At 72.2% G+C, this 24833-nt stretch carries 23 protein-coding genes and 2 pseudogenes; 11 read left to right on the top strand and 14 right to left on the bottom strand.

Annotated features, from left to right (window positions below):
• Positions 1–36: 36 nt before the first annotated feature.
• Positions 37–681, bottom strand: a complete 645-nt coding sequence (locus HDC93_RS24355; RefSeq protein WP_185012975.1) for an HNH endonuclease family protein — start codon at positions 679–681, stop codon at positions 37–39.
• Between the two features lie 390 nt (positions 682–1071).
• On the opposite strand from HDC93_RS24355, the gene HDC93_RS24350 reads away from it, so the two are divergent.
• Positions 1072–1653, top strand: coding sequence for a TMEM165/GDT1 family protein (locus HDC93_RS24350; protein ID WP_031109598.1), 582 nt, complete (start codon positions 1072–1074; stop codon positions 1651–1653).
• Between the two features lie 207 nt (positions 1654–1860).
• Positions 1861–2520, top strand: a complete 660-nt coding sequence (locus HDC93_RS24345) for an HAD-IA family hydrolase (protein ID WP_185012974.1) — start codon at positions 1861–1863, stop codon at positions 2518–2520.
• 16 nt (positions 2521–2536) lie between these two features.
• Here the strand turns inward: HDC93_RS24345 and cpt are convergent, their stop codons facing one another.
• Both cpt and HDC93_RS39395 read right to left on the bottom strand, forming a co-directional pair.
• Positions 2537–3091 carry a chloramphenicol phosphotransferase CPT gene (gene cpt, locus HDC93_RS24340; protein WP_185012973.1) on the bottom strand — a complete coding sequence of 185 codons (555 nt, stop codon included), beginning with the start codon at positions 3089–3091 and terminating at the stop codon, positions 2537–2539.
• 27 nt (positions 3092–3118) lie between these two features.
• On the bottom strand, positions 3119–4690 hold the full coding sequence (locus HDC93_RS39395; RefSeq protein WP_185012972.1) for a peptidoglycan-binding protein: 1572 nt from the start codon (positions 4688–4690) through the stop codon (positions 3119–3121).
• A gap of 159 nt (positions 4691–4849) precedes the next feature.
• Here HDC93_RS39395 and HDC93_RS24330 point away from each other — a divergent pair, with 159 nt between their 5' ends.
• Positions 4850–6901, top strand: coding sequence for an MFS transporter (locus HDC93_RS24330; RefSeq protein ID WP_185012971.1), 2052 nt, complete (start codon positions 4850–4852; stop codon positions 6899–6901).
• Between the two features lie 2 nt (positions 6902–6903).
• On the opposite strand, the gene HDC93_RS24325 is transcribed toward HDC93_RS24330, so the two are convergent.
• A complete protein-coding gene (locus HDC93_RS24325; RefSeq protein WP_185012970.1) occupies positions 6904–7395 on the bottom strand; it encodes a GNAT family N-acetyltransferase in 492 nt (163 codons plus the stop codon).
• Positions 7396–7564: 169 nt separating this feature from the next.
• Between HDC93_RS24325 and HDC93_RS24320 the strand changes: the two genes are divergently transcribed.
• A complete protein-coding gene (locus tag HDC93_RS24320; RefSeq protein ID WP_185012969.1) occupies positions 7565–8263 on the top strand; it encodes a hypothetical protein in 699 nt (232 codons plus the stop codon).
• A 4-nt stretch (positions 8264–8267) separates the two neighbouring features.
• On the top strand, positions 8268–9029 hold the full coding sequence (locus HDC93_RS38700; protein WP_260419731.1) for a hypothetical protein: 762 nt from the start codon (positions 8268–8270) through the stop codon (positions 9027–9029).
• Positions 9030–9050: 21 nt separating this feature from the next.
• On the opposite strand, the gene HDC93_RS24310 is transcribed toward HDC93_RS38700, so the two are convergent.
• A complete protein-coding gene (locus HDC93_RS24310) occupies positions 9051–9458 on the bottom strand; it encodes a DUF1992 domain-containing protein (protein WP_097216364.1) in 408 nt (135 codons plus the stop codon).
• Between the two features lie 90 nt (positions 9459–9548).
• Here HDC93_RS24310 and HDC93_RS24305 point away from each other — a divergent pair, with 90 nt between their 5' ends.
• Positions 9549–9941 carry a hypothetical protein gene (locus HDC93_RS24305; RefSeq protein WP_185012968.1) on the top strand — a complete coding sequence of 131 codons (393 nt, stop codon included), beginning with the start codon at positions 9549–9551 and terminating at the stop codon, positions 9939–9941.
• A 78-nt stretch (positions 9942–10019) separates the two neighbouring features.
• On the opposite strand, the gene HDC93_RS24300 is transcribed toward HDC93_RS24305, so the two are convergent.
• Together HDC93_RS24300 and proP are read right to left on the bottom strand one after the other, a co-directional pair.
• Positions 10020–10691 (bottom strand): O-methyltransferase, encoded by a 672-nt coding sequence (locus tag HDC93_RS24300; RefSeq protein ID WP_185012967.1) that lies wholly within the window; start codon positions 10689–10691, stop codon positions 10020–10022.
• 88 nt (positions 10692–10779) lie between these two features.
• On the bottom strand, positions 10780–12165 hold the full coding sequence (proP, locus tag HDC93_RS24295) for a glycine betaine/L-proline transporter ProP (RefSeq protein WP_185012966.1): 1386 nt from the start codon (positions 12163–12165) through the stop codon (positions 10780–10782).
• Positions 12166–12564: 399 nt separating this feature from the next.
• On the opposite strand from proP, the gene HDC93_RS24290 reads away from it, so the two are divergent.
• Positions 12565–14640 carry a bifunctional glycosyltransferase 87/phosphatase PAP2 family protein gene (locus HDC93_RS24290; RefSeq protein ID WP_185012965.1) on the top strand — a complete coding sequence of 692 codons (2076 nt, stop codon included), beginning with the start codon at positions 12565–12567 and terminating at the stop codon, positions 14638–14640.
• A 170-nt stretch (positions 14641–14810) separates the two neighbouring features.
• Here HDC93_RS24290 and HDC93_RS24285 read toward each other — a convergent pair.
• Positions 14811–15485: pseudogene (locus HDC93_RS24285) on the bottom strand (DUF4397 domain-containing protein); the annotation flags it as partial.
• A gap of 478 nt (positions 15486–15963) precedes the next feature.
• Here HDC93_RS24285 and heR point away from each other — a divergent pair.
• Entirely contained in the window at positions 15964–16722 is a 759-nt protein-coding gene (heR, locus tag HDC93_RS24280) for a heliorhodopsin HeR (protein ID WP_185012963.1), read from the top strand.
• Here heR and HDC93_RS24275 read toward each other — a convergent pair.
• On the bottom strand, positions 16650–17162 hold the full coding sequence (locus HDC93_RS24275; protein ID WP_311774613.1) for an ATP-binding protein: 513 nt from the start codon (positions 17160–17162) through the stop codon (positions 16650–16652). The genes heR and HDC93_RS24275 overlap by 73 nt on opposite strands.
• A 93-nt stretch (positions 17163–17255) precedes the next feature.
• Between HDC93_RS24275 and HDC93_RS24270 the strand changes: the two are divergent.
• Both HDC93_RS24270 and HDC93_RS24265 read left to right on the top strand, forming a co-directional pair.
• Positions 17256–17690, top strand: a pseudogene (locus tag HDC93_RS24270) (Scr1 family TA system antitoxin-like transcriptional regulator); the annotation flags it as partial.
• Positions 17614–17871: a DUF397 domain-containing protein gene (locus HDC93_RS24265; protein ID WP_185012962.1), complete on the top strand. Its 258-nt coding sequence runs from the start codon at positions 17614–17616 to the stop codon at positions 17869–17871. The pseudogene HDC93_RS24270 and the gene HDC93_RS24265, both read left to right, overlap by 77 nt.
• On the opposite strand, the gene HDC93_RS24260 is transcribed toward HDC93_RS24265, so the two are convergent.
• Positions 17855–19024, bottom strand: a complete 1170-nt coding sequence (locus tag HDC93_RS24260) for a steroid 3-ketoacyl-CoA thiolase (RefSeq protein ID WP_185012961.1) — start codon at positions 19022–19024, stop codon at positions 17855–17857. The genes HDC93_RS24265 and HDC93_RS24260 overlap by 17 nt on opposite strands.
• Positions 19025–19242: 218 nt before the next feature.
• On the opposite strand from HDC93_RS24260, the gene HDC93_RS24255 reads away from it, so the two are divergent.
• Positions 19243–20478 carry a cytochrome P450 gene (locus HDC93_RS24255; RefSeq protein WP_185012960.1) on the top strand — a complete coding sequence of 412 codons (1236 nt, stop codon included), beginning with the start codon at positions 19243–19245 and terminating at the stop codon, positions 20476–20478.
• 101 nt (positions 20479–20579) lie between these two features.
• Here HDC93_RS24255 and HDC93_RS24250 read toward each other — a convergent pair whose 3' ends face one another.
• The 4 genes from HDC93_RS24250 to HDC93_RS24235 all read right to left on the bottom strand — a co-directional run bounded on the left by HDC93_RS24250 (position 20580) and on the right by HDC93_RS24235 (position 24809).
• Positions 20580–21011, bottom strand: coding sequence for a transglycosylase SLT domain-containing protein (locus HDC93_RS24250; RefSeq protein WP_185012959.1), 432 nt, complete (start codon positions 21009–21011; stop codon positions 20580–20582).
• Positions 21012–21181: 170 nt separating this feature from the next.
• Positions 21182–22030 carry an ECF transporter S component gene (locus HDC93_RS24245; protein ID WP_185012958.1) on the bottom strand — a complete coding sequence of 283 codons (849 nt, stop codon included), beginning with the start codon at positions 22028–22030 and terminating at the stop codon, positions 21182–21184.
• Entirely contained in the window at positions 22027–23685 is a 1659-nt protein-coding gene (locus HDC93_RS24240; protein WP_185012957.1) for an ABC transporter ATP-binding protein, read from the bottom strand. The genes HDC93_RS24245 and HDC93_RS24240 overlap by 4 nt, the downstream gene beginning before the upstream one ends.
• Positions 23682–24809 (bottom strand): CbiQ family ECF transporter T component, encoded by a 1128-nt coding sequence (locus HDC93_RS24235; protein WP_185013052.1) that lies wholly within the window; start codon positions 24807–24809, stop codon positions 23682–23684. The genes HDC93_RS24240 and HDC93_RS24235 overlap by 4 nt, the downstream gene beginning before the upstream one ends.
• Between the last annotated feature and the right edge of the window lie 24 nt (positions 24810–24833).

The following is a 24833-nucleotide window of genomic DNA, read 5'->3' as shown; positions in this document are numbered from 1 at the left end:
GAGGCCGGCGGGGAGGTCCCGACACGAATCAGCGTGTCAGCAGCCCGCGAGGTAGTTCGTCAGCGCGGACTTCTCGGCCGAGTCCACCGAGAGGTCGTAGTAGTACTTCACCTGCACCCAGGCGCGGACGTAGGTGCAGCGGTACGCCGTCCGGGAGGGCATCCAGGTGGCGGGGTCCTGGTCGCCCTTGGCCTGGTTGACGTTGTCGGTGACCGCGATGAGCTGCGGGCGGGTGAGGTCGTTGGCGAACGACTGGCGGCGGGACGTCGTCCAGGAGTCGGCGCCGGAGTCCCAGGCCTCGGCCAGCGGGACCAGGTGGTCGATGTCGACGTCGGAGGCGGCGGACCAGGTGGCGCCGTCGTAGGGGGAGTACCAGCTGCCGCTGGTGGCGGCGCAGGAGGAGTCCTGCTGCACGTTCGTGCCGTCGCGCTTGAGGACGACCTCGCGGGTGTTGCACGAGCCGGACTGGGTGATCCAGTGCGGGAAGAGGTCGCGGTCGTAGCCGGTGCGGTCCTCGGTCGCGACGGTGAGCGAGGCGAGGTAGGTGCGGGCGGTGGCGGCGCTCACCGGCGTCGGGAGGGCGGCGGAGGCCGTGGGGGCGCTGAAGAGGGCCACGGAGGATATGAGCGCGGTGGCCGCAGCGGCCACGCTCAGCCGTCGACGCGCGTAGAACCTGGGCATGCGAACTCCCTGGGGAGAGGGGGGTGTTGGCTTGCGAGCAGGGGAATGCTCGCGGTGCCGTGTTGCGCACAGGTGTGCGCCCGGTGAGAAGTTAGTGACGCGGTCATGACATGACAAGGTTCGAGGCGGAACTTTTCGCTTCGGGCGCGTCCCGTAGCATGGACGGCGCAGAAGGGGAGTAGCTCTTCGCCGGACCGTCGACATACTGCTCAGCCCGCCTGAGCCGGCGCCCGGGGGCGGTCCTTTCCCAGGACCCGCCAGCGAGACCTTCGGCAAAGCAGTGCACACCCGTGCCCCCCGGCACGGGCCCCGAATGTGCTGCCGTGCCGAGGTGTCGTGTGCGAAGGTCCAGCACTCTCGGTGGGGCGGCCCCGACCGATTGAGGATCCCTTGATCAGCCTGACCGTGACGGCCGTCGTCTTCGGTGTCGTCTTCCTCGCGGAACTGCCGGACAAGACCGCACTCGCCGGCCTCGTCCTCGGCACCCGCTACCGTGCCTCCTACGTCTTCGCCGGTGTCGCCGCCGCCTTCGCGCTGCATGTCGTGCTCGCCGTCGCGGCGGGCAGTGTGCTGACGCTGTTGCCGCAGCAGATCGTGCAGGCCCTCACGGGCGTGCTCTTCCTGGGCGGGGCCGCGGTGCTGCTGCTGAGGAAGGGCGAGGACGAGGAGGAGGTCCGCAAGCCGGAGAACCAGTCCTTCTGGAAGGTCTCCGGTGCCGGATTCATGCTCATCCTGGTCGCCGAGTTCGGCGATCTGACCCAGATCATGACCGCGAACCTGGCCGCCCGCTACGACGACCCGCTCTCCGTCGGCCTGGGTGCGGTGCTCGCACTGTGGGCCGTGGCGGGGCTCGGCATCGTCGGCGGCAAGGCGCTGATGAAGAAGGTGCCGCTGCGGCTGATCACGCAGATCGCGGCGCTGGTCATGCTGGCGCTCGGGCTGTGGAGCCTGTGGGAGGCCGTGACCGGCTGAGCCGGTCGGGCTGAACAGTGGGTGAACGTCCGAGGGGGCCCCTGGCGCGAAGGCGGCCTTGTTTTGTACCGTGGGGGAACAAAGTGGCCTCCGCCCGTTTTCCCTGACCGGCGGGCGGGGCCGCCTTGTCTCCCCGGGGCGTGCCGGTCGCGATCCGTCGTCCGCCCCCTCCCGCGCTGGAACGCGCCCCGAGCCTTGGAGCTGCCGATGACGGCCACCGCCGTGCTCACCGCCCGCGCCCTCCTGCTGGACATGGACGGCACCCTCGTCAACTCGGACGCCTCGGTCGAACGCGTCTGGCGGCGCTGGGCCGAGCGTCACGGGCTCGACGGGGACGAGGTCATGAAGGTCGTCCACGGCCGGCAGGGCTACGCCTCCATGGCGCTGCTGCTGCCCGAGCGGCCGATGGAGCAGAACCACGCCGACAACGCCCGGATGCTCGCCGAGGAGACGGCCGACACCGACGGCGTCGTCGCGATCCCCGGGGCGCCGGAGTTCCTGGCCTCGCTGCGGGGGCTGCCGCACGCGCTCGTGACCTCCGCCGATGTGCCGCTCTCGACGGCGCGGATGGCGGCGGCCGGTCTGGACCTGCCCGAGGTGCGGGTGACGGCGGAGTCCGTCGGGGCGAGCAAGCCCGACCCGGAGGGCTTCCTGAAGGGCGCCGCGGAACTGGGGATCGCCCCCGGGGACTGCGTGGTGTTCGAGGACTCCGGAGCCGGGATAGCCGCGGGGCGCGCCGCCGGGATGACGGTCGTCGGTATCGGGCCCCGGGCCGCGATCCACGAGCCGGACGTGGTGGTGGAGGACCTGACGCGGGTACGGGTGGAGGCCGGGGGCGACGGGACGATCCGCTTGCACATCGGGTGAGCCACGGCCGCCCGGCTCACCCGGGGGAAGAGGGTGAGCGCGTCACCCGCGCGGCGATGACCCGCGCGCACTCCAGGGACTCGGTGTGGGTCGTGTCCACCTCCAGGTCATAGCTCATGCCCTCGTGCACGACCCGGGCCTGTGACGCCGCCATGCCTCCCACTCGGTCTCCCCGGGCGATCTCGCGCCCCGCGGCGACCGTGCTGTCGCACCGGACGCCCACCCACAGCACGGTCAGCCCGGACAGGACCCTCTCCCACCGCTGCCGGGACGCCGGACCGCCGAGGAAGACGTCGTCGACGATGACCCCGGCGCCCGCCCGGGCCATGGCGGCGATGCCCTCGGTCCAGGCCGCGTCCAGAGCCCGGAACTCCGCGCCCACGCTCACGCCCCCGTCCGGCGTGAACGTGATCCCCCCGTCCGAGTCCCGCAGCCTCGCGGGCAGCGCGTCGACGAACGAGTCGACGCCGAAGGCCAGCCACGGATCGGGCAGGACCTGTTGCAGACACCGCACGATTCCGGACTTGCCCGAGCTCGAACCGCCGTTGAGAACGATCACGCGAATGGTCACCGCGTCACGGTAGGGCGCCCGGGCCGGTCACGGCTCGCGAGTTTCCGACTCCAGCTTCTCCCGGGTCGCCCGGTCGTAGACGCCGAGTTCGTCGCTCTGGACGCCGCGGGACCACTGGTAGGTGCGGACCGCGTCCGCCAGGCGGTCGTCGAAGGTGCCGTCGGCGTCGTCGTTGTAGAGGTACAACTGGCGCAGGCGGAGCTGGAGTTCGGTGACCTCCGGGCCACGGTCGCCGAGCCGCAGGACGGTGGGGCCGGCCTTCTGTCGGCCGTTGTCCGGGGGCGCCTGCTCGGGGCCGGTCGCCGACCCGGACGGCTGCGGAGCCGACGGCGAGGGCGACCGCGACGGGCCCGCCGAGGCGCTCGGCGCGGACGCCGACGGCGAGGCGGACGGACTCCCGCTGCGGGACGGCGACGGCGGCGGGGCGGCCGGTGCCGGGGAAGCGGCCGAGGCGCTGCCCCGCGGGGGCGTGGAGGCCGCGCTGCTCGACGGGGCGTCCGGCACGCTCGCGCGGATGCCGTCCGGCAGGGCGGTGTCCCGGGACGGACTCTCGTAGGAGAACAGCCCGCTCGCGTACCCGGCCGCCGCGACGGCGGCCACGCAGGCACCGGCCGCGGCGACGAGGAGGTTCCGGCGCCGTCGCCCGGCCCTCCGCGCGCCGGGCCCGCCCGCTCCCGCGGCGCCGCGGTCCGCCCCCGCCGTGCCGTCGAACATGCGCCGATCGGTGACGCTCGGCTCGGTCGTGGCGGGAGCCAGGGGTGTCGGACGCGCCGAGCCGGCGGAGGCCGCCGGCAGTACGGCGGTCGCGTCCGGGTTGACGGGGCGCAGGGGCATGGTGGCGTCGGCGGGGGAGGGCGGCCGGGCGGGCCGGGCGGGCCGGGCGGGCCGGGCGGCGCCGGCGTGCGGGAGGCTGCCGGCACGGTCCGCCGCGGTGGGGAGGGCAGCGGCCGGGCCCGGTGTGCCTGCGGCCGGAGACTGCGACGGCGTTCCGCTGCCGTCCGTCGCGGCCCGGCCCGGTGCGCCTTCGGCTGCGGGCCCGGGGCCCTGGGGCCGGGGTGCCTCGGCGGAACCGTCTCCCGTCGGCCGGGGCCCGCCTCCGTACGGGAGTGCGGCGCCCTTGCCCGGTGCGGCCGGCCCCTGTGTGCCCGCGGCCGGCTGCCCGGGACCCTGGGCCCGCGTCGCCTCTGCGGAACCGTTTCCCTGCGGCCGGGGGGCGTCCCCGTAGGGAAGTGCCGCGCTGTTGTCCGCCGCGGCTCGGCCTCGTGCGCCCTCGGCCCTCGCATCAGGGTTCTGGGCGGGTGATGCTTCCGCCGGGCCGGTTCCGGGCCGTGGGGCGCTGTCGTCCAGGGCGTGCGGGACGGGCTCGGCCGAGTCGTTCGCGGGCGCCGTACCCCCGTCCGGACCACCGCAGGCCCCGGCGTCGATCTCCACGTACGGGCGGATCCGCAGCGGGTCGAAGTCCTCCGCTGCCGCCGCCTCGGCCGTGCGGGCGTCGCGGAGGGCCTCGGCGGCACGGTGCGTGCAGGCGCAGGCGGGGGTGTTGTCCCGCTGTCTGGGCGCGCCGCACTCCGGGCACGGGTGGCCGTTGGGCGGTTCCACGCGTTCCTCCCTCCCCTCGCGAGCTCCAGAGATTATCCAGATCTTCTCCACAGTGCGGCCGAGGAGCCCCCGGAACCACAGCTTCCAAAAGGGCCCGGCGGGCCATAACCGGTCACAGCGGTCACGATGGAAAATGTCACAGGAGACTCGGGAGGTCGTATGGCCGGGGACGCGAACGCCACCACGCTGACGCCCCCGGGCGCGGCCCCGCGGGAGCAGGTGCCCGGGAGCGTCCTGGTCTCGATCGGAGCCCTGCTCCTCGGCATGCTGCTGGCCGCCCTCGACCAGACCATCGTGTCGACCGCGCTGCCCACGATCGTCAGCGATCTCGGCGGCCTGGACCACCTGTCCTGGGTGGTCACCGCCTATCTGCTGGCCGCGACCGCCGCCACCCCCCTGTGGGGCAAGCTCGGCGACCAGTACGGGCGCAAGAGGCTGTTCCAGACGGCCATCGTGATCTTCCTGATCGGGTCCGCGCTGTGCGGCGCCGCGCAGGACATGGCTCAGCTGATCGCCTTCCGGGCCCTTCAGGGGCTCGGCGGCGGCGGGCTGATCGTGCTGTCGATGGCGATCGTCGGAGATCTGGTGCCGCCTCGTGAACGCGGCCGCTACCAGGGCCTGTTCGGGGCCGTGTTCGGCGCCACCAGCGTGCTCGGACCGCTGCTCGGCGGGCTGTTCACCGAGCACCTGAGCTGGCGCTGGGTGTTCTACGTCAACCTGCCCGTCGGCGTCGTCGCACTCGCCGTGATCGCCGCCGTCCTGCACATCCCGCGCACGGCGCAACGGCACGTCATCGACTACCTCGGCACGTTCCTCATCGCCGCCGTCGCCACCTGCCTGGTACTGGTCGCCTCGCTCGGCGGGACGACCTGGGCGTGGGGGTCCTGGCAGATCGTCGGCCTCGCGGTCCTCGGCGTGCTCCTCGCCGTCGCCTTCGTGGCGGTCGAGCGGCGGGCCGCCGAACCCGTCCTGCCGCTCGAGCTGTTCCGCGTACGCACGTTCACGCTCGCCGCCCTGATCAGTTTCGTCGTCGGGTTCGCCATGTTCGGCGCCATGACGTATCTGCCGACCTTCCTCCAGGTCGTGCAGGGCAGCAGCCCGACCATGTCCGGTGTGCACATGCTGCCGATGGTGCTGGGCCTGCTGCTGGCCTCGACGGCCTCCGGGCAGATCGTCAGCCGCACCGGCCGCTGGAAGGTGTTCCCGATTCTCGGCACCGGCATCACCACGCTCGGGCTGCTCCTGCTCCACCAGCTCGACGAGCACAGCCCCACCGCCGAGCTGAGCTTCTTCTTCTTCGTCTTCGGACTCGGACTCGGCCTGGTGATGCAGGTCCTGGTGCTCATCGTGCAGAACGCCGTCCCCTACGAGGACCTGGGCGTGGCCACCTCCGGCGCGACCTTCTTCCGCTCCATCGGCGCCTCGTTCGGCGTCGCCGTCTTCGGCACCGTCTTCGCGGGCCGGCTCGGCGACCAGCTCACGGACGCCTTCCGGGGCGTCCGGCTCCCGCCCGGCATCTCCGTGGACACCCTGGAGGCCGACCCGCGCGGCATCGCCGCCCTGCCGTCCGGCCTGCGCCCACCCGCCCTGCACGCCTACGCCGTCTCCATCACGGACGTCTTCCTGTACGCCGCCCCCGTCGCGCTCCTCGGCTTCGTCCTGGCCTGGTTCCTGAAAGAGGACCGGCTGCGCGGCTCGGTCACCGTGCCCGACGTCTCCGAGACCCTCGCCAGCAACCCCGTCGAGCGGACCTCGTACGACGAGGTGTGCCGGGCGCTGTCGGTGCTCGGCACCCGCGCGGGACGGCGCGAGATCTACCGGAAGATCACCACCCGGGCGGGCTACGACCTGCTGCCCGCCACGAGTTGGCTGCTGCTGCGGATGCGGCGTCACGGCTCGGTGGAGCCGGGCGTGCTCGCCGACACCATGCCCGTCCCGCTCACCGTGGTCATGGAGGCCGCCCGGCAGGCCGAGGAGCGCCGCCTCGCCGTGCGGCGGGGTGTCGACATGGTCCTGACCGACGAAGGGCGCGAGGTCGCCGGACGGCTGGCCGCGGCCCGTGAGGAGTCCCTCGCCGAACTGCTCGGCGACTGGTGGGGGCCGGACCGGCCGACCGACCTGCAGCGGCTCGTGCGGGAGCTCACCGGCGAACTGTGCGGATCGCGGCGCGAGCGGCCGTACAGCGTGGGCTCCACGCGGGAGAGAACCTGAACTCAGCCCAGCTCCTTGCTGAACCAGTGTTCCGCGTATCGCTCGTCGTTGTGGGGTCCGGTCTCCGTGTAGCCGAGGCGGGCGTAGAGGCCGCGGGCCTCGACGAGGTCGCCGCGGGTGTCGAGGACGATCCGGGCGGCGCCGAGCGCGCGTGCGGCGTCCTCGGCGGCCCGGACCAGGAGCGGGGCGCCGCCCCGGCCGCGCATCGGCTCGCGCAGGAACACCCGCTTGAGCTCGGCGGTGGTGCCGTCCAGCAGCCGTACGCCCGCGGTGCCGGCCGGCTCACCGCCGTACCGGGCGACCAGCAGCCGGCCACGCGGGGGCGCGAGGTCGGTGCCCGGCTGGGCGGCGATCTCCCGCTCCAGCTCGGCCGGGTCGGTCCGGCGCCCCTCGTGCAGCAGGTACCAGCGGTCGCTGACCTCGGTGTAGTACGCCCGCCACAGCGCGGCGGCCACGGGGGAGTCGTACGGTTCCGGAGTCACGGTCCAGGTCATGGACCGCATTCTCCTCAGACACCCCATCGGACACGCAAGCGAATAGTCCCGGCCACCCGTTCGCGCCCCGGTTGCACCCGGGAGCCGTTTGGAGACGGGCTTCGGGGACACCCGACGGGCGAACCGGTTCGCGAGGAGAGCCGGTTGGGCGAGAACCCGGAAGGCATTCATGTCCACTGGCCTGATCATTGCTCTGATCGTGACAGCGGCGGTCGTCATCATCGCGGCCGTCATGACCCTGCGAGCCCGCGGGCCTCGGCGTGGCCCGAGCCTGAAGCGGCGCTTCGGACCCGAGTACGACCGGGCCGTGGCCCGGCACGACGGCGACACCAAAGCGGCCGAGCGCGAGCTGACCGAGCGCGTCCAGCGCCACGGCGACCTGCGCGAGCGGTCGCTGGAGCCGGCGCAGCGCGAGCAGTACGAGGCGCGCTGGACGGCCGCGCAGGAGCGGTTCGTCGACTCGCCGCGCGAAGCCGTCGCCGAGGCGGACCGGCTGCTCGCCGAGGTCGCCGGTGTCCGGGGCTTCCCGGACGGCGGGCAGTACGAGGAACAGCTGGCCGCGCTGTCCGTGCACCACGCCCACCACGTGGACGGCTACCGGCGCGTGCACCGCGCGGCGCATCTGCGCGCGGAGGACGCCCGCGACGGCGGCCAGGGCACGGAAGACATGCGTGAGGCCTTTGTGGCGGCCCGCGCCCTGTTCGAGGAGCTGGTGAAGCCGGCCCGCCACGACGGCGACGGTCACACCGGCGGACGGCACGACGGCGGCCGCGAGCGCGCCGCCCTGAAGGGGGGCCGCAAGGCTCCGGGCCGCGGCGGCCACATGCCGTGGGCGATGAACCGACGTCGTCAGGCGAAGGAGAGTTGAGGCAATGACCGACATGACCCGACCGCCGGGCGACCACACGCCGGACGCCCGCGGCGAGAGCGCCCTGGGCACCGGCCACCGCAGGACCGCGCCGGGCACGGACCACGACACGGCCCGGGACGCGGACCGCGGCGCCACGCGCGGCATCGAGACCGACCGCGGCGCCCCGCACGGCACCGACGCGGACCGCGCCGCGGCGCACGGCACCGACGCGGACCGCGCCGCGGCGCACGGCACCGAGGTACCCGCCACCGACCGGCACGGTACGGACCTTCCGGGCACCGACCGGCACGGTACGGACCTTCCGGGCACCGACCGGCACGGTACGGACCTTCCGGGCACCGACCGGCACGGTACGGACCTTCCGGGTACCGACCGGCACGGCACGCGCGACACGGCGGACCGGCTCGGTGGCGAAGCGCACCGCGGCGACCACGGCACCGGCCCCGACAAGGTCGGCCCCGCCACAAACCGGGCGCACCTCCTCGGCCACGACGACTGCGACAAGTTCGGCTCGCAGTTGCAGCACGCCGTCGCCGGGTTCGTCGACGGGCCCCGGGCCGCCGTCGAGGAGGCCGACCACCTGCTGGAGGAGATCGCGGCCCGCTTCACCGAGGCCGTGACGCAGCGCCGTCGCACCCTGCGCCACTCCTGGCAGTCCGTCGAGGGCGGCGAGGGCAGGTCGGTCTCGTCGGCCGACACCGAGCAGCTCCGGCTGGCCCTGAAGGACTACCGCGAGCTGGCCGAACGGCTGCTGCACGTGTGATCCGGGGGGTCCCCCCACTCGTCAGTGCTCCGCCCGGCGCTCCCGCCACTGCCGTACGACGTCCTCGACGTCGTACGGCTTCTTTCCCAGCGGGGGGCCGGGCGGCGGCTTGAACATCATCTCGCGGACCTTGTCGTTGATCTCGCCGATGATCTTCCGGACGATCCGCTCCGAGGGGGCCGCGAGCGCGGCCTCCAGCGCGTCCTCCGCCTCCTTGCGCAGTGCCAGCGTGGGAGGGAGGACGGAGAAGCCCTCGCGGGCCATCTTCCGCTTGACCCACCACAGTTCGTCGTAGGTGCTCTCGATGTCGCGGGGGAGGGGTTCGCCCGCGCCCGGCAGCCGTTCGAACTCCCCGCGCGTCTCCGCGTCACGGATCTGCTTGTCGACCCAGGACTCGAAGTCGACGCCTGGTGGCTTTCGCTCGGTCATGAGGCCATTGTGCCGGACACCGTGCAGCCAGGCGTTCTATCATTCGGCGGGCTTGCAGTCCCATCAGGACGTCTCGGACAAGGAGCGCACGTGCTCGAACTCACCATGGCCACCGTCGCGCAGGCGGAGGCGGGAGCCACGGCCGGCATGCTCATGGCCGACGCGCCGAGCGAGCCGGGCGCGGTGCTGCGGGTGGGCCGTGACAAGTCCGTGTGCCGGCTGAGCACGCCGGACGACTGGCTGTTCGTCTCCCGCGTGCACCTGGAGTTCCTGTGCGGGCCGGAGGGCACCTGGCAGCTCACCTGGCTGCGCGGCTCCCAGCCCGACCCGTCCTCCGAAGTGCGGCTGACCATGGGGGAGTACGCCCAGCCCCTCGCCTACGGCGGTACCGTCCCGCTGCCCAGGGGCGGCAGCGGCGAGATCATCATCCAGGACCGCACCGCCCAGCGCAGTGTCAACGTGGGCTTCTACCACGAGGTGTGACGGCGGGGCCGCATGCAGCGTCACGCCGGGCATCACGCCGCGTGGCGGCAGGGCCTCAGATCGTCTGACGGCGGAGCCTCACGCCAGCACGCGCGCCAGGGCGAACCCGTCGTAGCCCTTCATGCCCACCGTCTGGATCGCGGTGCCGCTCAGCCTCGGGTGGGTGGCGATCAGCTCGATCGCGGTGCGGGTGCCCGTGACGTCCGGGGCGGTGCTGTCCGCGTCGACGACCCGGCCGCCCCGTACGACGTTGTCGAGCACGATCAGGCTGCCCGTGCTGGTGAGCCGGATCGCCCACTCCACGTAGTGCGGGTTGTTGGCCTTGTCGGCGTCGATGAAGACCAGGTCGAACGGGGGCGGGTTCTCGTCGGCCAGCTTGGGCAGCGACTCCAGAGCCGGACCCACCCGCACCTCGACCAGCTTGTCCAGGCCGGCGCGGGCGAGGTTGCGGACGGCGACCTCGGCGTGCCGCGGGTCGTACTCCAGGGAGACCAGCCGCCCGTCGGCGGGCAGGGCGCGGCCCAGCCAGATGGTGCTGTAGCCGCCGAGCGTGCCGATCTCCAGGATGTGGCGGGCGCCCTGGACCTGAGCGAGGAGCTGGAGGAGCTTGCCCTGGTTTCCCGCGACATTGATGTGCGGAAGCCCGGCGGCGTCGCTGTCCCGCAGGGCGGCCGCCAGGGCTTCGTCGTCCGGTGCGAGGTGGGCGGTGAAGTAGGCGTCGACCTCGTCCCAGACGTGCGACTCGCTCATGCACCTCTACCTTTCATCGGCATAGTTAGCATTCCTAACTACTGGCGCTGACGAAGATAGTTGGTGCGCGGGTCACTGTCAGGGGGTCTCACTCGGCGTGTCGACCCGCGACCGAGGGCGCCGAGCCGGGCAGCGGACGTCCCGCCGACTCCGTCATCCGCCACACGGCGAAACCGCCGACCACGGCCGCGGCCATCATGTAGTAGGCGGGCATCATCATGTTCCCGGTCGCGCCGATCAGGGCCGTGACCACCAGCGGTGTCGTGCCGCCGAACAGGGACACCGAGACGTTGAAGCCGATCGACAGCGAACCGTAGCGGACCTTCGTCGGGAACAGCGCCGGCAGCGTGGAGGGCATCGACGCCGTGAAGCAGACCAGCAGCAGGCCGAGGGCGCCCATGCCGAGCGCGACCGCGAGCAGGCTGCCCTCGCGGATCAGCAGCAGGGCCGGGACGGACAACAGCAGGAAGCCCGCGCAGCCGGTGGCGATCACCGGGCGGCGGCCGACGCGGTCGGTCAGCGCGCCGACGAACGGCTGGGCGATCATCATCACGGCCATCACGCCGAGGACGACCAGCAGGCCGTGCGTCTCGTCGTAGTGGAGCTGGCCGGTCAGGTAGCTCGGCATGTACGACAGCAGCATGTAGTCGGTGACGTTGAAGACCAGCACCAGGCCGACGCAGAGCAGCAGCGCGCGCCACTGGCCGGTGACCATCTCGCGCAGCGGCGTCTTCGGGCGGTTGTTCTCGGCCTTCTCGGCCTCGGCCGCGAACGCCGGGGTCTCCTCCAGGCGCATCCGCAGGTAGAGGCCGATGATGCCCATCGGGCCCGCGATCAGGAACGGGATGCGCCAGCCCCAGGAGGTCAGGTCGTCGGCGGAGAGCAGGGCGGTCATGATCGTGACCAGGCCCGCGCCGCCGATGTAGCCGGCCAGCGTGCCGAACTCCAGCCAGCTGCCGAGGAAGCCGCGCCGCTTGTCGGGGGCGTACTCGGCGATGAACGTGGAGGCGCCCGCGTACTCGCCGCCGGTGGAGAAGCCCTGCACGAGCCGCGCCACCAGGAGCAGGATCGGCGCGCCGACACCGATCGTCGCGTACGACGGGATCAGACCGATCGCGAAGGTGCCCGCGGCCATCATGATCATGGTGAGGGCGAGGACCTTCTGGCGGCCGACGCGGTCGCCGAGCGGGCCGAAGACCATGCCGCCGAGGGGGCGGACCAGGAAGGCCGCGGCGAAGGCGCCGAACGTGGAGAGCAGCTGGGCGGTGGGGTTGCCCGAGGGGAAGAAGACCTTGCCCAGCGTGACCGCGATGTAGCTGTAGACGCCGAAGTCGAACCACTCCATCGCGTTGCCCAGCGCGGCCGCCTTCACGGCGCGCTTGACGAGTGCGGGGTCGGTGACGGTGGGGTCGGGGGTCTTCGCCTTGCGGGACTTCACGAGGGACGCGGGGGCGACGACTGAGGCAGTCGACAAGACTCGCTCGCCTACCTTTCGACGGGGACAGGGACGCGGTCCCGCGCGGCGGCGCTGTCGTACGGGCCGAAAAAGCGACGATAGGCGGATTTGCTCCGCTTACGGGCGGTACGGGGTTGGCTGCATGCTGCACGTAAACCGTTGCTGTGCTGGCGCTTCTGCCCCGCAGGGGGCGGTTCACAACCGATCTTCATGTGACCCTTATCGCTTCCGCACCGCTTCCGCACGGCTTCCGCATCGCCTCCGCATCGCTTCCGAGGGAAGCCGTCGCACCGCCTGTGCACGGTGGATGCCGCCCGCGCCTCCTTCCCCGAAGCCGCACGATCCCCATAGGGTTCGCAGGAGGAATGCACACATTCGTGGCATATGGGATGGACTGGTGCGGGAGGCCGACGAGGCGTGGCGCATGCGGATCACGGCGGCGGACGGCCGGCGGAGGGCTTCGGGGCGACGGCCGCCGGCGGGGCCCGTGCACGGCTGCGCGTCGCCCGCGTGGGCCTGTGGCTGATCGCCGCCCTCCTCGCCGCCCGGCAGGTGGCCGTCGTCCTCGCCACCCCGCGCGGTGAGCGGCTGACGGACCTGGAGACCTGGGTGGGGCCGAACGGCGTCCTGCACGTGAACGGCTCGCTGTACGACTCGACCCGCTTCACGGGCACGCCCTTCGGCGGGCTCGTCCTCAAGCCCCTCACCCGTTCGGCCGAACAGGCCCTCGGCTGGGGCTGGACGTTCGGCACGCTGCTGCTCGTCGTCGCCCTCGGGCTGATCGCCGCCCGTGCCCTGCCCCAGCCGGTCAGCCGCCGCACGGCACTGCTGGCCGCGCCCGTCGCCGTCAGCCTGCTGATGCTGTCGCTGCCCGTGCGCAGCACCCTCTCGCTCGGCCAGACCAGCATCATCCCGGTCCTGCTCGTCCTGCTCGGCTGCTTCACCGCCCGCGGCCAGCGCACCAGCGGCCTGCTCATCGGCCTCGCGGCGGCGCTCCAGCCGACGCTGCTGCTGTTCACGCCCCTGCTGTGGTGCACCGGCCGCAGACGCGCCGCGCTCGCCACCGGCGTCACCTTCGCCGTCGGCACCGGACTCGCCTGGGCGGCGATGCCGCACGACTCCCACCGCTACTGGGTCCACCACCTCGCGGGCGCCGGACTCGGCGGGCGGGCCGACGACCTCGCCAACCAGTCCCTGCACGGCGCCCTGCTCCGGCTCGGCCTGAACGGCCCCCTGGAGATCGTGCTCTTCCTGACACTCGGCGCGGCCGTCGCCGTCCTGGCCCTGCGCCGGGCCGTGGCCTGCTTCCGCGACGGGCGGATGCTGCTCGCCGTCGCGATCACCGGCTGCGCCGCGATCGTCGTCTCACCCACCGCCTGGCAGCACCAGCTGCTGTGGGTGCTGCTCGCGGTCGTCGGCATCACCGGCACCCGCGCCGGCGACCGCTACGTGTGGCCGGTCGCCGTCGTCCTGGTCATGACCCTGCCCGCCGGCATGCTGCTGCCGGACGTGGACGCCCTCCACCCGCTGCGGGACAACGTCGTCCTGCTGGCCGCGCTCGCCGCCGCCACCGTCGTGCCGTTCCTGCCCCGCGGCTCGCCCTTCTACCGGTCGCCGGAACCGGCTGCGTACGCGCCCACCGCCGCGACGCGCTTCCGCCACGTGCCGCTGCTGCCGTTCCTGCGCCGGGCCCTCACCAGGCCGCACCTCCTCCTGGAACTGCTCCTCCTCCGCGTCACCTACGCCGCCTACTCCCAGGTCCGCCTCGCCGCGGGCGGCGGCGGCAACTCCGCCGGGCGCGCGGAGGCGGAGGAGCACGGAAGGCAGGTCTACGACCTCGAGCGCGTCCTGCATCTCGACATCGAGCGCTGGGCCAACCACACCGTCGTCGGGATCGACTGGCTGCGGGAGTTCCTCGACCAGTACTACACGTCGTTCCACTTCGTGGTCCCGCTGGCCGTCCTCGCGGTCCTCTACTGGCGCCGCCCCGGCGACTACCGCTGGGCCCGCTCCGCCCTGGGCTTCGCCACGCTGCTCGCACTGGTCGGCTTCTGGCTCTACCCCCTGGCCCCACCCCGTCTGATGCCGACGCTCGGCTTCATCGACACGGTGCACGGCGTCCAGGACTTCTCCCAGCCGGACTACGGCACGCTCACGGCCCTCACCAACCAGTACGCGGCCATGCCGTCCCTGCACTTCGGCTGGTCGCTGTGGTGCGGCGTCGTGATGGCGGTCCTGGCCTCACGGTGGTGGGTGAAGGCGCTGGGCGTGCTGCATCCGCTGTTCACCGGTTGCTCGATCGTGGCAACCGGGAATCACTGGGTGCTGGATGCGGCGGGCGGGGCCGCCGTCGTCGTGGTGGGCTTCGGACTCGTGTACGCACTGATGGGGCCGCGGCCGGCGGTCGCGCCGAACGCCGTGACAGCAGCTGTGCGCGAGGAGGCCGGGCGTTCGGTCAGGCCGGGGGGCGATGCCGGTCGAGGCCCGGGGTGATCACGACGGCCCTCCGGTGGTGTGGGCCGGCCCCCGAACCGCGGGCGTGGGTTTCGCACCCGCGTTTCGGGAACTGGCCGCGCGGTCGCTTTAGCGGTGCCGGCATCCCGCCGCGATCACCGGTGTCCGCACCACTCGGCGCTCAGCTACTAGCTGTGCTGTCCCGAGGCGTTGATCGTCTGTGTCTTCAGCGCGAGGTTCTTGTCCTCGGCGCTGCCCCAGGCGTAGACGATGGTGTTCTTGCCCTTGGTGAGGTTGAGGTCGGTGGGGCCGATGACCACGGTGTCGGTCCCGGCCAGGACGACGTCGGTGTTCACCGTGCCGACGGCCACGTCGAGCGACTTCTCGTACGGGTTGGTCAGTCCCTCGATGATCGGCTTGCCGCCCGCGCGAACGTCTACGGCGGGTGCCGCGGCCACGTGACGGACGGTCAGCCGCGACTGACCGGACGGGGCCGTGGAGGTGTCGTTGACGTACGTGGTGAGCGTGGGGTCGCCCTGCGTGTTGAGGTGGGCCGCGATCGTGGCGTTCGCCCCGGCGGGGACCTCGACGCTCTTCTCGATGGCGGGCTGTCCGTCGGGGCCATCGCCGTCGGGGAAAACCTTGATGTCGTAGGTGCCCGGGGCCAGGGACTGCGGCTCGGTCAGGTCGCCGGGCTTGAGGTCGGGAACCAGCGTCTTCCCGTTGGCGAACACGTCCACGGTGAGGCCCGGAACGCCGTGGAAGACGGACACATCGGCGTCTTGCTGCGCCGTATTGCCCGCGGAGGCTGGGACGGCCACGGCAAGGGGCAATACGCAGGCGCCGGCGATGGCGGTGGCGATCTTCCTGCTGCGTGAGTTCATCATCGGAACTCCCTTCGTGGGGGAACCCCGTCACATGGTGGGGCCCGGCTTCCGGATGGGCGGACTCTCGGATGCACCACGCGACGAGTGCCCCGGCCGGCCTCTCACCGGCGTCCGGCGTCCGTCGTGCCGTCGCGCGCTGCCGGGGTTGATGTCACGGTGTGCTGTCGGTGACGGCGGGCGGCACGGGCGTCCCTGAACCGGGCCCGGCCCTTCGATCTCCGCCGCCGAGAGGCAGCACCGGCGATTTTCATGGAGCGGTCTGCCCTCGTGACTTCTCATCCAGTATGGGATGCCGAGTGGGAGCACGCCACACGCGGATCGGTGTGCTCGCCGCGCAACCGCTGCCACTCGGAGGACTTCCGTCGGAGCGGCGGCGTGACTGCCGCGATTCCCGCCCGGACCGGTACGACCATGCAGACCGGACGTACCGCTTCACCGGCCGGGAGGAACTGTGGGAAGAGAGGACGGCACACCGGTGGCCCCTGGTGTCACCGGCGAACGCCTCGCCGGGCTCCGCTATTGGAACCTGGGGCTCGCGCTGCTGCACCTGATCCAGGCCGTGGTGATCGTCCTCCTCGCCGGAAGCTTCTCGATCAGCGTCACCTCCTCCGTTCCGGAGGGGCCGCCGGGAACGGAGGCGTCCGCCCCCGAGGCGCTGTTCGACGTGCCGATCGGCGGGGCCGTCGCCGTCTTCCTCGCCCTCGCGGCACTGGACCACCTGCTGACGGCGACGGTGTTCCGCGACATCTACGAACGCGACCTCAGGCACGGCATCAACCGCTTCCGGTGGATGGAGTACGCCCTGAGCGCGACCCTGATGGTGGTCCTCATCGGCTTCTACGCGGGCATCACCGGCCTCAACGCCGTCATCGCCGTCGTCGGCGCCAACATCGGGATGATCCTCTTCGGCTGGATCGAGGAGACGATGAACCCGCCGGGGCGGGCGGCGACCACGATGCTCCCGTTCTGGTTCGGAACGCTGGTCGGTGTGACGCCGTGGTTCTCCATCGCGTACAACATCGTCGCCGCCGAGACCGCCCCCGGCTTCGTGTACGGGATCGTTCTCGTCCAGGCCACCCTCTTCTTCAGTTTCGGTCTCAATCAGTGGCTCCAGTACCGCGGTACCGGCCGGTGGTCCGACTACGCGTACGGTGAGAAGTCCTACCTCGTTCTCAGCCTCGTGGCGAAGTCACTCCTGGCCTGGCAGATCTTCGCCGGGTCCCTGGCCGGCTGAACCCCGGCTGTCCGTCCCGGCCGCCTGACCCACGAGGTGGCTTCCGGTGCGAGCGCATTCGAACCACATGGTCTTCCCACCCCCTCAGACCGCGGGGACACGCCCCACTTGTCGGCCACCGCGTCGAGCAGGAGGAGCCCTCGGCCGTTCTCGGAGTCCGGGTCCGGCGCGAAGGGGGAGCGGGGGAGTTCGTCGCTGCCGTCCGTGACCTCCACCCGTACGCCGGTGCGCTGCCGCAGCAACAGCAGCGCGCAGCGGCGGTCCGGGACGTGCCGTACGACGTTGGCGAGCAGCTCGGTCACGCCCAGCTCGACGGCGTCCGACAGCTCTGGCATGTCCCACTCGCCGAGGAACGAGCGGACGATACGGCGGATGTGCCGGGGGGCGTGTTCACCGACGGTGAGACGCATCCCGTACTGGGCGGGAATGTATTCGTTCACATGACGAGGCTGACGTGCGGTGACTGCCCTCGGCTACGGAACGGATACAACCGGTTCCGTAGTGGACCGAGTTGCGTGAGAGGGGCTTTCGCCGTGACCCACATCAACTCCCTCGACCCGGGCGCGTCGCCGCTCGACTACTACGGCTTCGAGCTGCGGCGGCACAGGGAGGCCGCCGGGCTGACGCAGCGGCAGTTGGGGGACATCCTCAACTACACCGGCTCCTTGGTGGGCCAGATCGAGACGGCCAGGAAGCTTCCGACGCCGGAGTTCAGCGAACGGGCGGATGCGGCGCTGGGGACGGACGGTATGTTCTCCCGGCTCGTCGAGTTGGTGCTGCGGAGTCGGCTTCCGTCGTGGTTCCAGCAGGTGGCGGAGCTGGAGGGGCGGGCTTTGGAGATCTGCACCTTCCAGATGGGCATGCTGCACGGCCTGCTCCAGACTGACGCATATGTACGGGCCACTCTCGGTGCGCTGGATCGTACTGACCTCGACGACCGCACCGCCGTTCGCCTGCGCGCCGATCGGGGCGCTGGCCTGGCGGAAGTCGACGTACAGCGGTGACCAAGGCGGCGAATGTGTAGAGGTCGCCGAAACCTCTGCCACCATCGCGATACGCGACTCCAAGACCCCGGCGGGACCGATCCTCACCCTCGATCCCGCCACCTTCACCACGTTCGTCAACTGGACGTCTACAACCGCTGAATGATCGTGCCGGTGGCCAAGCCGCCCCCCGCACACATCGTGATCAGCGCGAACTCCTTGTCCGTGCGCTCCAGTTCATGAAGAGCCGTCGTGATGAGCCGGGCCCCGGTCGCTCCCACCGGGTGCCCGAGCGCGATGGCGCCGCCGTTGACGTTCACCTTCGACAGGTCCTGGTCGAAGACCCGCGCCCAGCTCAGCACCACCGACGCGAACGCCTCGTTGATCTCCACGAGGTCGATGTCCCGCAACGACATCCCGGCCTTGCCCAGCACCGCCTTGGTCGCGTCGATCGGGCCGTCGAGGTGGAAGTGGGGGTCGGAACCCACGAGGGCCTGGGCCACGATCCGGGCCCGGGGGCGGAGCTTCAGCGCCCGCGTCATCCGTTTCGACGCCCACATGACCGCCGCCGACCCGTCGGAGATCTGCGACGAGTTCCCGGCCGTGTGCACCGCCGTCGGCATGATCGGCTTCAGCGCGGCCAGCGCCTCCGCCGTCGTGTCACGCAGCCCCTCGTCCTTGTCGACCAGGCGCCACATGCCCTGCCCGGCGTGCTGCTCCTCCTCGGTCGTGGGGACCTGGACCGCGAACGTCTCCCGTTTGAAGCGCTCCTCCGCCCAGGCGTGGGCGGCCCGTTCCTGCGAGGCGAGACCCAGCGCGTCGACGTCCTCGCGGGTCAGGCCCCGGTGCCGGGCGATGCGCTCGGCCGCCTCGAACTGGTTGGGCAGGTCCACGTTCCACTCGTCGGGGAACGGCTTGCCCGGCCCGTGCTTCGAGCCCGACCCCAGCGGCACCCGCGACATCGACTCCACCCCGCAGGAGACGCCGACGTCGATCACCCCCGCCGCGACCATGTTGGCCACCATGTGCGAGGCCTGCTGGGAGGACCCGCACTGCGCGTCGACGGTCGTCGCGGCCGTCTCGTAGGGGAGCCCCATGGTCAGCCAGGCCGTGCGCGCGGGGTTCATGGACTGCTCGCCGGCGTGGGTGACCGTACCGCCGACGATCTGCTCTACGCAGTCGGCGGGGATGCCGGTGCGGCCGAGGAGTTCGCGGTAGGTCTCGCCCAGGAGGTAGGCGGGGTGCAGGTTGGCGAGCGCGCCGCCGCGCTTGCCGATGGGGGTGCGTACGGCTTCGACGATCACGGGTTCGGCAGCCATGGGTGCGGGTCCTCTCCGGGAGGCTCAGCGGAACTAGTACGCGTTCTAGTTCTGTGAGTAGTGTGCTGAGGGCCGCTCGGAGACCGCAATAGTCATGCGGGCAATTGGCGGGCCCGTGCCTCTTGCTACTTGTAGAACCCGTTACTACCGTCACCGCAACTCCGCACAGCTGATGGGCCGTCAGACCTCAGAGTCGGTACGAGTGGTGGGAGCCGCCCATGCCCTGTCCCGCGCTGCCCGACGGGTTCGACTTCACCGACCCCGACCTGCTGCATCAACGCGTGCCCCTGCCGGAGTTCGCGGAGCTGCGCCGGGCCGAACCGGTCTGCTGGGTGGCGCAGCCGACCGGTCTCGCCGGCTTCCAGGACGACGGCTACTGGGCGGTCACCCGGCACGCCGACGTCAAGTACGTCTCCACGCACCCGGAGTTGTTCTCCTCGTCCCTCAACACGGCGATCATCCGCTTCAACGAGCACATCGAACGCGACGCCATCGACGCGCAGCGGCTGATCCTGCTGAACATGGACCCGCCGGAGCACACCCGGGTCCGGCAGATCGTGCAGCGCGGGTTCACACCCCGGGCGATCCGGGCGCTGGAGGACCGGCTGCGGGCCCGGGCCCACTCCATCGTCGACTCCGCCCGCGCGCACACCGGGCCGTTCGACTTCGTCACCCAGGTCGCCTGCGAACTGCCGCTCCAGGCGATCGCCGAGCTGATGGGCGTCCCGCAGGAGGACCGGGACAAGATCTTCGACTGGTCCAACAAGATGATCGCGTACGACGATCCCGAGTACGCCATCACCGAGGAGGTCGGCGCCGAGTCGGCCACGGAGATCATCGCCTACGCGATGAACATGGCCGCCGACCGCAAGCAGTGTCCGGCCCACGACATCGTCACGCAGCTCGTCGCGGCGGAGGACGAGGGCAATCTCAGCTCCGACGAGTTCGGCTTCTTCGTGCTGATGCTGGCCGTCGCGGGCAACGAGACCACCCGCAACGCCATCACCCACGGCATGCACGCCTTCCTCACCCACCCGGAACAGTGGGAGCTGTACAAGAGCGACCGCCCTCAGACGGCGGCGGAGGAGATCGTGCGCTGGGCGACCCCGGTCGCCGCCTTCCAGCGCACGGCCACCCAGGACACCGAACTGGGCGGCAAACGCATCCGCGAGGGTGACCGGCTGGGGCTGTTCTACGCCTCCGCCAACCACGACCCCGAGGTCTTCGGCGACCCGGACACCTTCGACGTCACCCGCGACCCCAACCCGCACCTCGGGTTCGGCGGCGGCGGCCCGCACTACTGCCTGGGCAAGTCCCTCGCCGTGCTGGAGATCAACCTCATCTTCAACGCGATCGCCGACGCCATGCCCGGGCTGAGGCTCGTCGGGGATCCGCGCCGGCTGCGGTCCGCCTGGATCAACGGGGTGAAGGAGCTTCCGGTGAGCACGGGCTGAAGCCCTCCCGGAGGGATCCGGGCATGGCGAAGGCGACGGCCCCGGGGATCAGGGGGCCGCCGCCTTCGGTCTGGGGGATGGAGCCTGCTTCCGCGGCCGGCTCAGTAGGAGCCGTTGGCCTGCCAGAAGTCCCAGGCGCCACAGGCGCTGCCGTAGCGGTCCTTCATGTAGTCCAGGCCCCACTCGATCTGCGTGGCCGCGTTGGTCTTCCAGTCGGAGCCCGCCGAGGCCATCTTGTCGCCCGGCAGGGCCTGGACCAGGCCGTAGGCGCCGCTGGAGCTGTTCTTCGCGTTGACGTTCCAGTCGCTCTCGTGCTCGACGATCTTGGAGAAGCACGCGTACTGCGCGTCGTCGCCGATCATCTTCTTCGCGACCGCCTGCGCCGAGGAGGTCTGCGCCGAGGGGGCCCGCTCCGGGGCGGCCTGCGCGGGTCCGGCGGCGAGCACGGTGCCGCAGGCGGCCGCGGCCAGGGCGGCGCCGGCGAGGGCCTTCTGCGGGGTGGCGACAGGGCGGAGAACGGAAGCGGCGGGCACGGGCGGCCTTTCGTAGGGGGCAGCAGCCGTCCACGGAAACAGCCACACCGGATGCGCGCAATGACCCCTTTTACTAGGTATGGCCGCATGTGCAGGCGGGCCGGTGGCGATGACCGGGGGCTTGTCCCTACGGCCCCGCTTCGTACGTGACCCGGGTCATGTGGGCAGCCTCACTTCTCGGCGGCGTCGAACGTGACCGGCGCCTCGAAGGCCGCCCGGCGCGTGGCCCGGCGCAGCGCCCTGAGCACCGCCGGACCGAGGGCGAGCGTCAAGGCGACCGTGACGACGGCCCGGCCCAGGTCCCAGCCCAGCGACGTGGCCAGGCAGTACGCGACGAAACGGGCCAGGTTCGCGGCGACCGGCGCGTGCGGGTCGAAGGCCACGTTCGAGGCGAGGGCGCTCATGAAGGGCCAGCCCGCCATGTTCATCACCGTGCCGTAGGCGAACGCGGCGGGGAAGCCATAGCCGGCGAGCATCGCCAGTTCACCCCGGCCGCGCAGCCGGTCCGGGCCGGGCAGCAGTCCCGCGCCCATCGCGAACCAGCCCATCGCCAGCATCTGGAACGGCAGCCACGGCCCGACCCCGCCCGTGAGCAGCGCGGACGCGAACATCGTGACCGAGCCGAGGACGAACCCGAAGCCCGGGCCGAGCACCCGGCCGCTCAGCACCATCAGGAAGAACATCGGCTCGATCCCGGCGGTACCGGCGCCGATCGGCCGCAGGGCCGCTCCCGTGGCGGCCAGCACGCCGAGCATCGCGACCGCCTTGGGGCCGAGACCGGACTCCGAGATCGCCGCGGCCACGACCGCCACGAGCAGCACCAGCACGCCCGCGAAGAGCCAGGGCGCGTCCTGCGCGTGCGCACCGATCCGCGAGGTGGGCGGGGCGAGGAAGGGCCAGCCGAAGCCGGCCACGCCCACCGCGCTGACCAGGGCCAGCGCGGCGACGGAGCGGGGGCCGAGCCGCACGGCCCGGGCCTGCCGCTGCGCGGGCGGGCGGGTGGTCGCATGCAGACTCATCGGCCGGTCTCCTCCAGTGCCGCGCGGACCTGGGCGACCGTGAGCCAGTGCTGGGGCGCGAGGATCTTGGTGACCTGCGGGGCGAAGGACGGCGAGGAGACGACGACGTCCGCCGTCGGGCCGTCCGCGATCACCTCGCCCTCGGCCAGCAGCACCACCCGGTGGGCGAGCTCGGCCGCGAGCTCCACGTCGTGCGTGGCCAGGACGATGGCGTGCCCCTCGGCGGCCAGCGCGCGCAGCACCGTGACCAGGCGGGCCTTCGCCGCGTAGTCCAGACCCCGGGTCGGCTCGTCCAGCAGGAGCAGCGGGGGCCGGGCGGTCAGCACCACGGCCAGGGCGAGCGCGAGCCGCTGCCCTTCCGAGAGGTCCCGGGGGTGGGTGTCGTCGGTGACGCCGGGCAGCAGCTCGGTGACCAGGGCACGGCAGGTGCCGGCGTCGGCTCCGGCGTCCTCGTCGGCCGCCGCGCACTCGGCGGCGACGGTGTCGGCGTAGAGCAGGTCGCGGGGTTCCTGGGGGACGAGGCCGACCCTGCGGACGAGGTCCTTGGGGGCGGTGCGGTGGGGGGTGGCTTCGCCGACTCGGACGGTTCCGGAACTGGGCTTGACCAGGCCTACGAGGGAGTTGAGCAGGGTGGATTTTCCTGCGCCGTTGCGGCCCATGAGGGCGATGGTCTCGCCGGGGGTGATGGTGAGGGTGATGTCGTGCAGGGCTTGGATGCGGGCGCGGGTGACCGAGAGAGCTTGTACGTGGGCCGCGCCTACCGGGGTGGGCGGTTCGGAGTGTTTGCGGGTGCGGGCCGGTTGTGGCTTGTCGCGCAGTTCCCCGCGCCCCTGAGAGGCGTGTTCAAGCTGTTGCTTCAGATGTGCTGCCCTGCGCCGGGCGTCGCGGACCGTCAGGGGGAGCGGGGACCAGCCCGCCAGGCGGCCCAGGGCCACCACCGGGGGGTACACCGGGGACACGGCCATCACCTCGGCCGGGTCGCCCAGGATCGGGGGTGCGCCCGGGGACGGGAGCAGGACGACCTGGTCGGCGTACTGGATGACGCGTTCCAGGCGGTGTTCGGCCAGGAGGACGGTCGTGCCGAGGTCGTGGACGAGCCGCTGGAGGACCGCCAGCACCTCCTCGGCGGCCGCCGGGTCGAGCGCGGAGGTCGGCTCGTCCAGGACGAGGACGCTCGGGTGCGGGGTGAGGACCGACCCGATCGCGACGCGTTGCTGCTGGCCGCCGGAGAGCGTGGCGATCGGCCGGTCGCGCAGGCCGGCCAGACCGAGCAGGTCCAGCGTCTCCTCGACGCGGCGGCGCATCACGTCCGGGGCGAGGCCCAGCGACTCCATGCCGTAGGCCAGTTCGTCCTCGACGGTGTCGGTGACGAAATGGGACAGCGGGTCCTGGCCGACCGTGCCGACCACGTCGGCCAGCTCGCGCGGCTTGTGGGTGCGGGTGTCGCGGCCGGCCACCGTGACCCGGCCGCGCAGGGTGCCGCCGGTGAAGTGCGGGACGAGCCCGCTGACCGCGCCCAGGACCGTGGACTTGCCGACGCCGGACGGACCGGCCAGCAGGACGAGTTCGCCTTCCGGGACCTCGAAGTCGATGCCCCGGACGGTGGGTTCGGCAGCCCCGTCGTACGTCACGGAGACATCCTCGAAGCGGATCACGACGGCTCCTTGGGATCGGGGGCGACGAACGCGGGCAGCAGGCCGAGCAGGACGGCCGCGGCCGGCCAGAGGGGGAGGGCCGGGGCGACCAGGGGGACCACACCCGGGTGCAGGGCCGCGGGGTCACGGGCCGCGGCGAGGGCGAGCAGGGCGGCGACCGCGACGCCGGAGGCGACGACCAGCCAGGCGCGCACGTCCCAGCGGTCCGGTCGGTAGCGGGTGCGCGGTGAGCGGCGTCCGCCGAGTCTGAGACCCGCGAGGGCGGCGGCGAGACCCGCGAGGAGCACGGGGAAGCCGTAGGCCGCGCCTTCGGCCGTGAGCAGGCCGTACGTTCCCGCGCAGACGCCGAGCAGACCGCCGAGGGTGAGGGCGGCGGTGGTACGCCGTACGGCGGGCGGGACCTGGGCGGTACGGCCGTAGCCGCGGGCGTCCATCGCGGCGGCGAGGGAGACCGAGCGCTCCAGCGCGCCCTCCAGGACCGGGAGGCCCACGTGCAGCAGGCCCCGCAGGCCCTTGTCCGGGCGGCCGCGCAGACGGCGGGCGGCGCGAAGGCGCTGGACGTCGGCGATGAGGTTCGGGGCGAAGGTGAGGGCGACGACGACCGCGACGCCCATCTCGTACAGGGCGCCCGGGAGGGACTTGAGGAGGCGGGAGGGGTTGACGAGGGCGTTCGCGGCGCCGACGCAGATGAGGAGGGTGGCCAGTCGCAGACCGTCGTACAGGGCGAAGGTGAGGGCCTCCGCGGTCACCTCGCCGCCGAGGCGGATGCCCTGGGCCCAGGCGGGGAGGGGGAGTTCGGGGAGGGTGAGGAGGGTGTGCGTGCCCGGGACGGGGGAGCCGAGGACGATCGCGAAGAGCAGACGGATGAGGATCACGGCGAGGGCGAGCTTGACGAAGGCGCCGTAGGAGCGGGACCAGGGGGTGTCGGGGCGGCGGGTGGCCACGACGTAGGCGGAGACCGTGATGAGGAGGGCGAGGACCAGGGGGTTGGTGGTGCGGGTGGCCGCCGTGCCGAGGGCCAGCGCCCAGAGCCACCAGGCTCCGGGGTGCAGGTGGGCCCGGTGCCGGCGCCCGGGCCGGGGTGGGTGCGCGACCCGGCGCTGCGGCGTGTCGCCCGCGCCCACCCCGGCCGTCGCCCCAGCGGCACG

Source organism: Streptomyces sp. AK010 (assembly GCF_014207295.1).
GTDB classification, from domain to species: domain Bacteria; phylum Actinomycetota; class Actinomycetes; order Streptomycetales; family Streptomycetaceae; genus Streptomyces; species Streptomyces massasporeus.
This window is presented reverse-complemented; position numbering and strand designations above follow the sequence as displayed.

Bases quoted from the DNA above. Each gene is read 5' to 3' on its own strand.
- HDC93_RS24320 (WP_185012969.1), top strand. From the start codon at position 7,565: ATGTCCACTGGCCTGATCATTGCTCTGATCGTGACAGCGGCGGTCGTC.
- HDC93_RS24310 (WP_097216364.1), bottom strand. From the start codon at position 9,458: ATGACCGAGCGAAAGCCACCAGGCGTCGACTTCGAGTCCTGGGTCGAC.
- HDC93_RS24300 (WP_185012967.1), bottom strand. From the start codon at position 10,691: ATGAGCGAGTCGCACGTCTGGGACGAGGTCGACGCCTACTTCACCGCC.
- HDC93_RS24355 (WP_185012975.1), bottom strand. From the start codon at position 681: ATGCCCAGGTTCTACGCGCGTCGACGGCTGAGCGTGGCCGCTGCGGCC.
- HDC93_RS24345 (WP_185012974.1), top strand. From the start codon at position 1,861: ATGACGGCCACCGCCGTGCTCACCGCCCGCGCCCTCCTGCTGGACATG.
- HDC93_RS24245 (WP_185012958.1), bottom strand. From the start codon at position 22,030: ATGAGTCTGCATGCGACCACCCGCCCGCCCGCGCAGCGGCAGGCCCGG.
- HDC93_RS38700 (WP_260419731.1), top strand. From the start codon at position 8,268: ATGACCGACATGACCCGACCGCCGGGCGACCACACGCCGGACGCCCGC.
- HDC93_RS24325 (WP_185012970.1), bottom strand. From the start codon at position 7,395: ATGACCTGGACCGTGACTCCGGAACCGTACGACTCCCCCGTGGCCGCC.
- HDC93_RS24265 (WP_185012962.1), top strand. From the start codon at position 17,614: ATGTACGGGCCACTCTCGGTGCGCTGGATCGTACTGACCTCGACGACC.
- HDC93_RS24255 (WP_185012960.1), top strand. From the start codon at position 19,243: ATGCCCTGTCCCGCGCTGCCCGACGGGTTCGACTTCACCGACCCCGAC.
- HDC93_RS24330 (WP_185012971.1), top strand. From the start codon at position 4,850: ATGGCCGGGGACGCGAACGCCACCACGCTGACGCCCCCGGGCGCGGCC.
- HDC93_RS24260 (WP_185012961.1), bottom strand. From the start codon at position 19,024: ATGGCTGCCGAACCCGTGATCGTCGAAGCCGTACGCACCCCCATCGGC.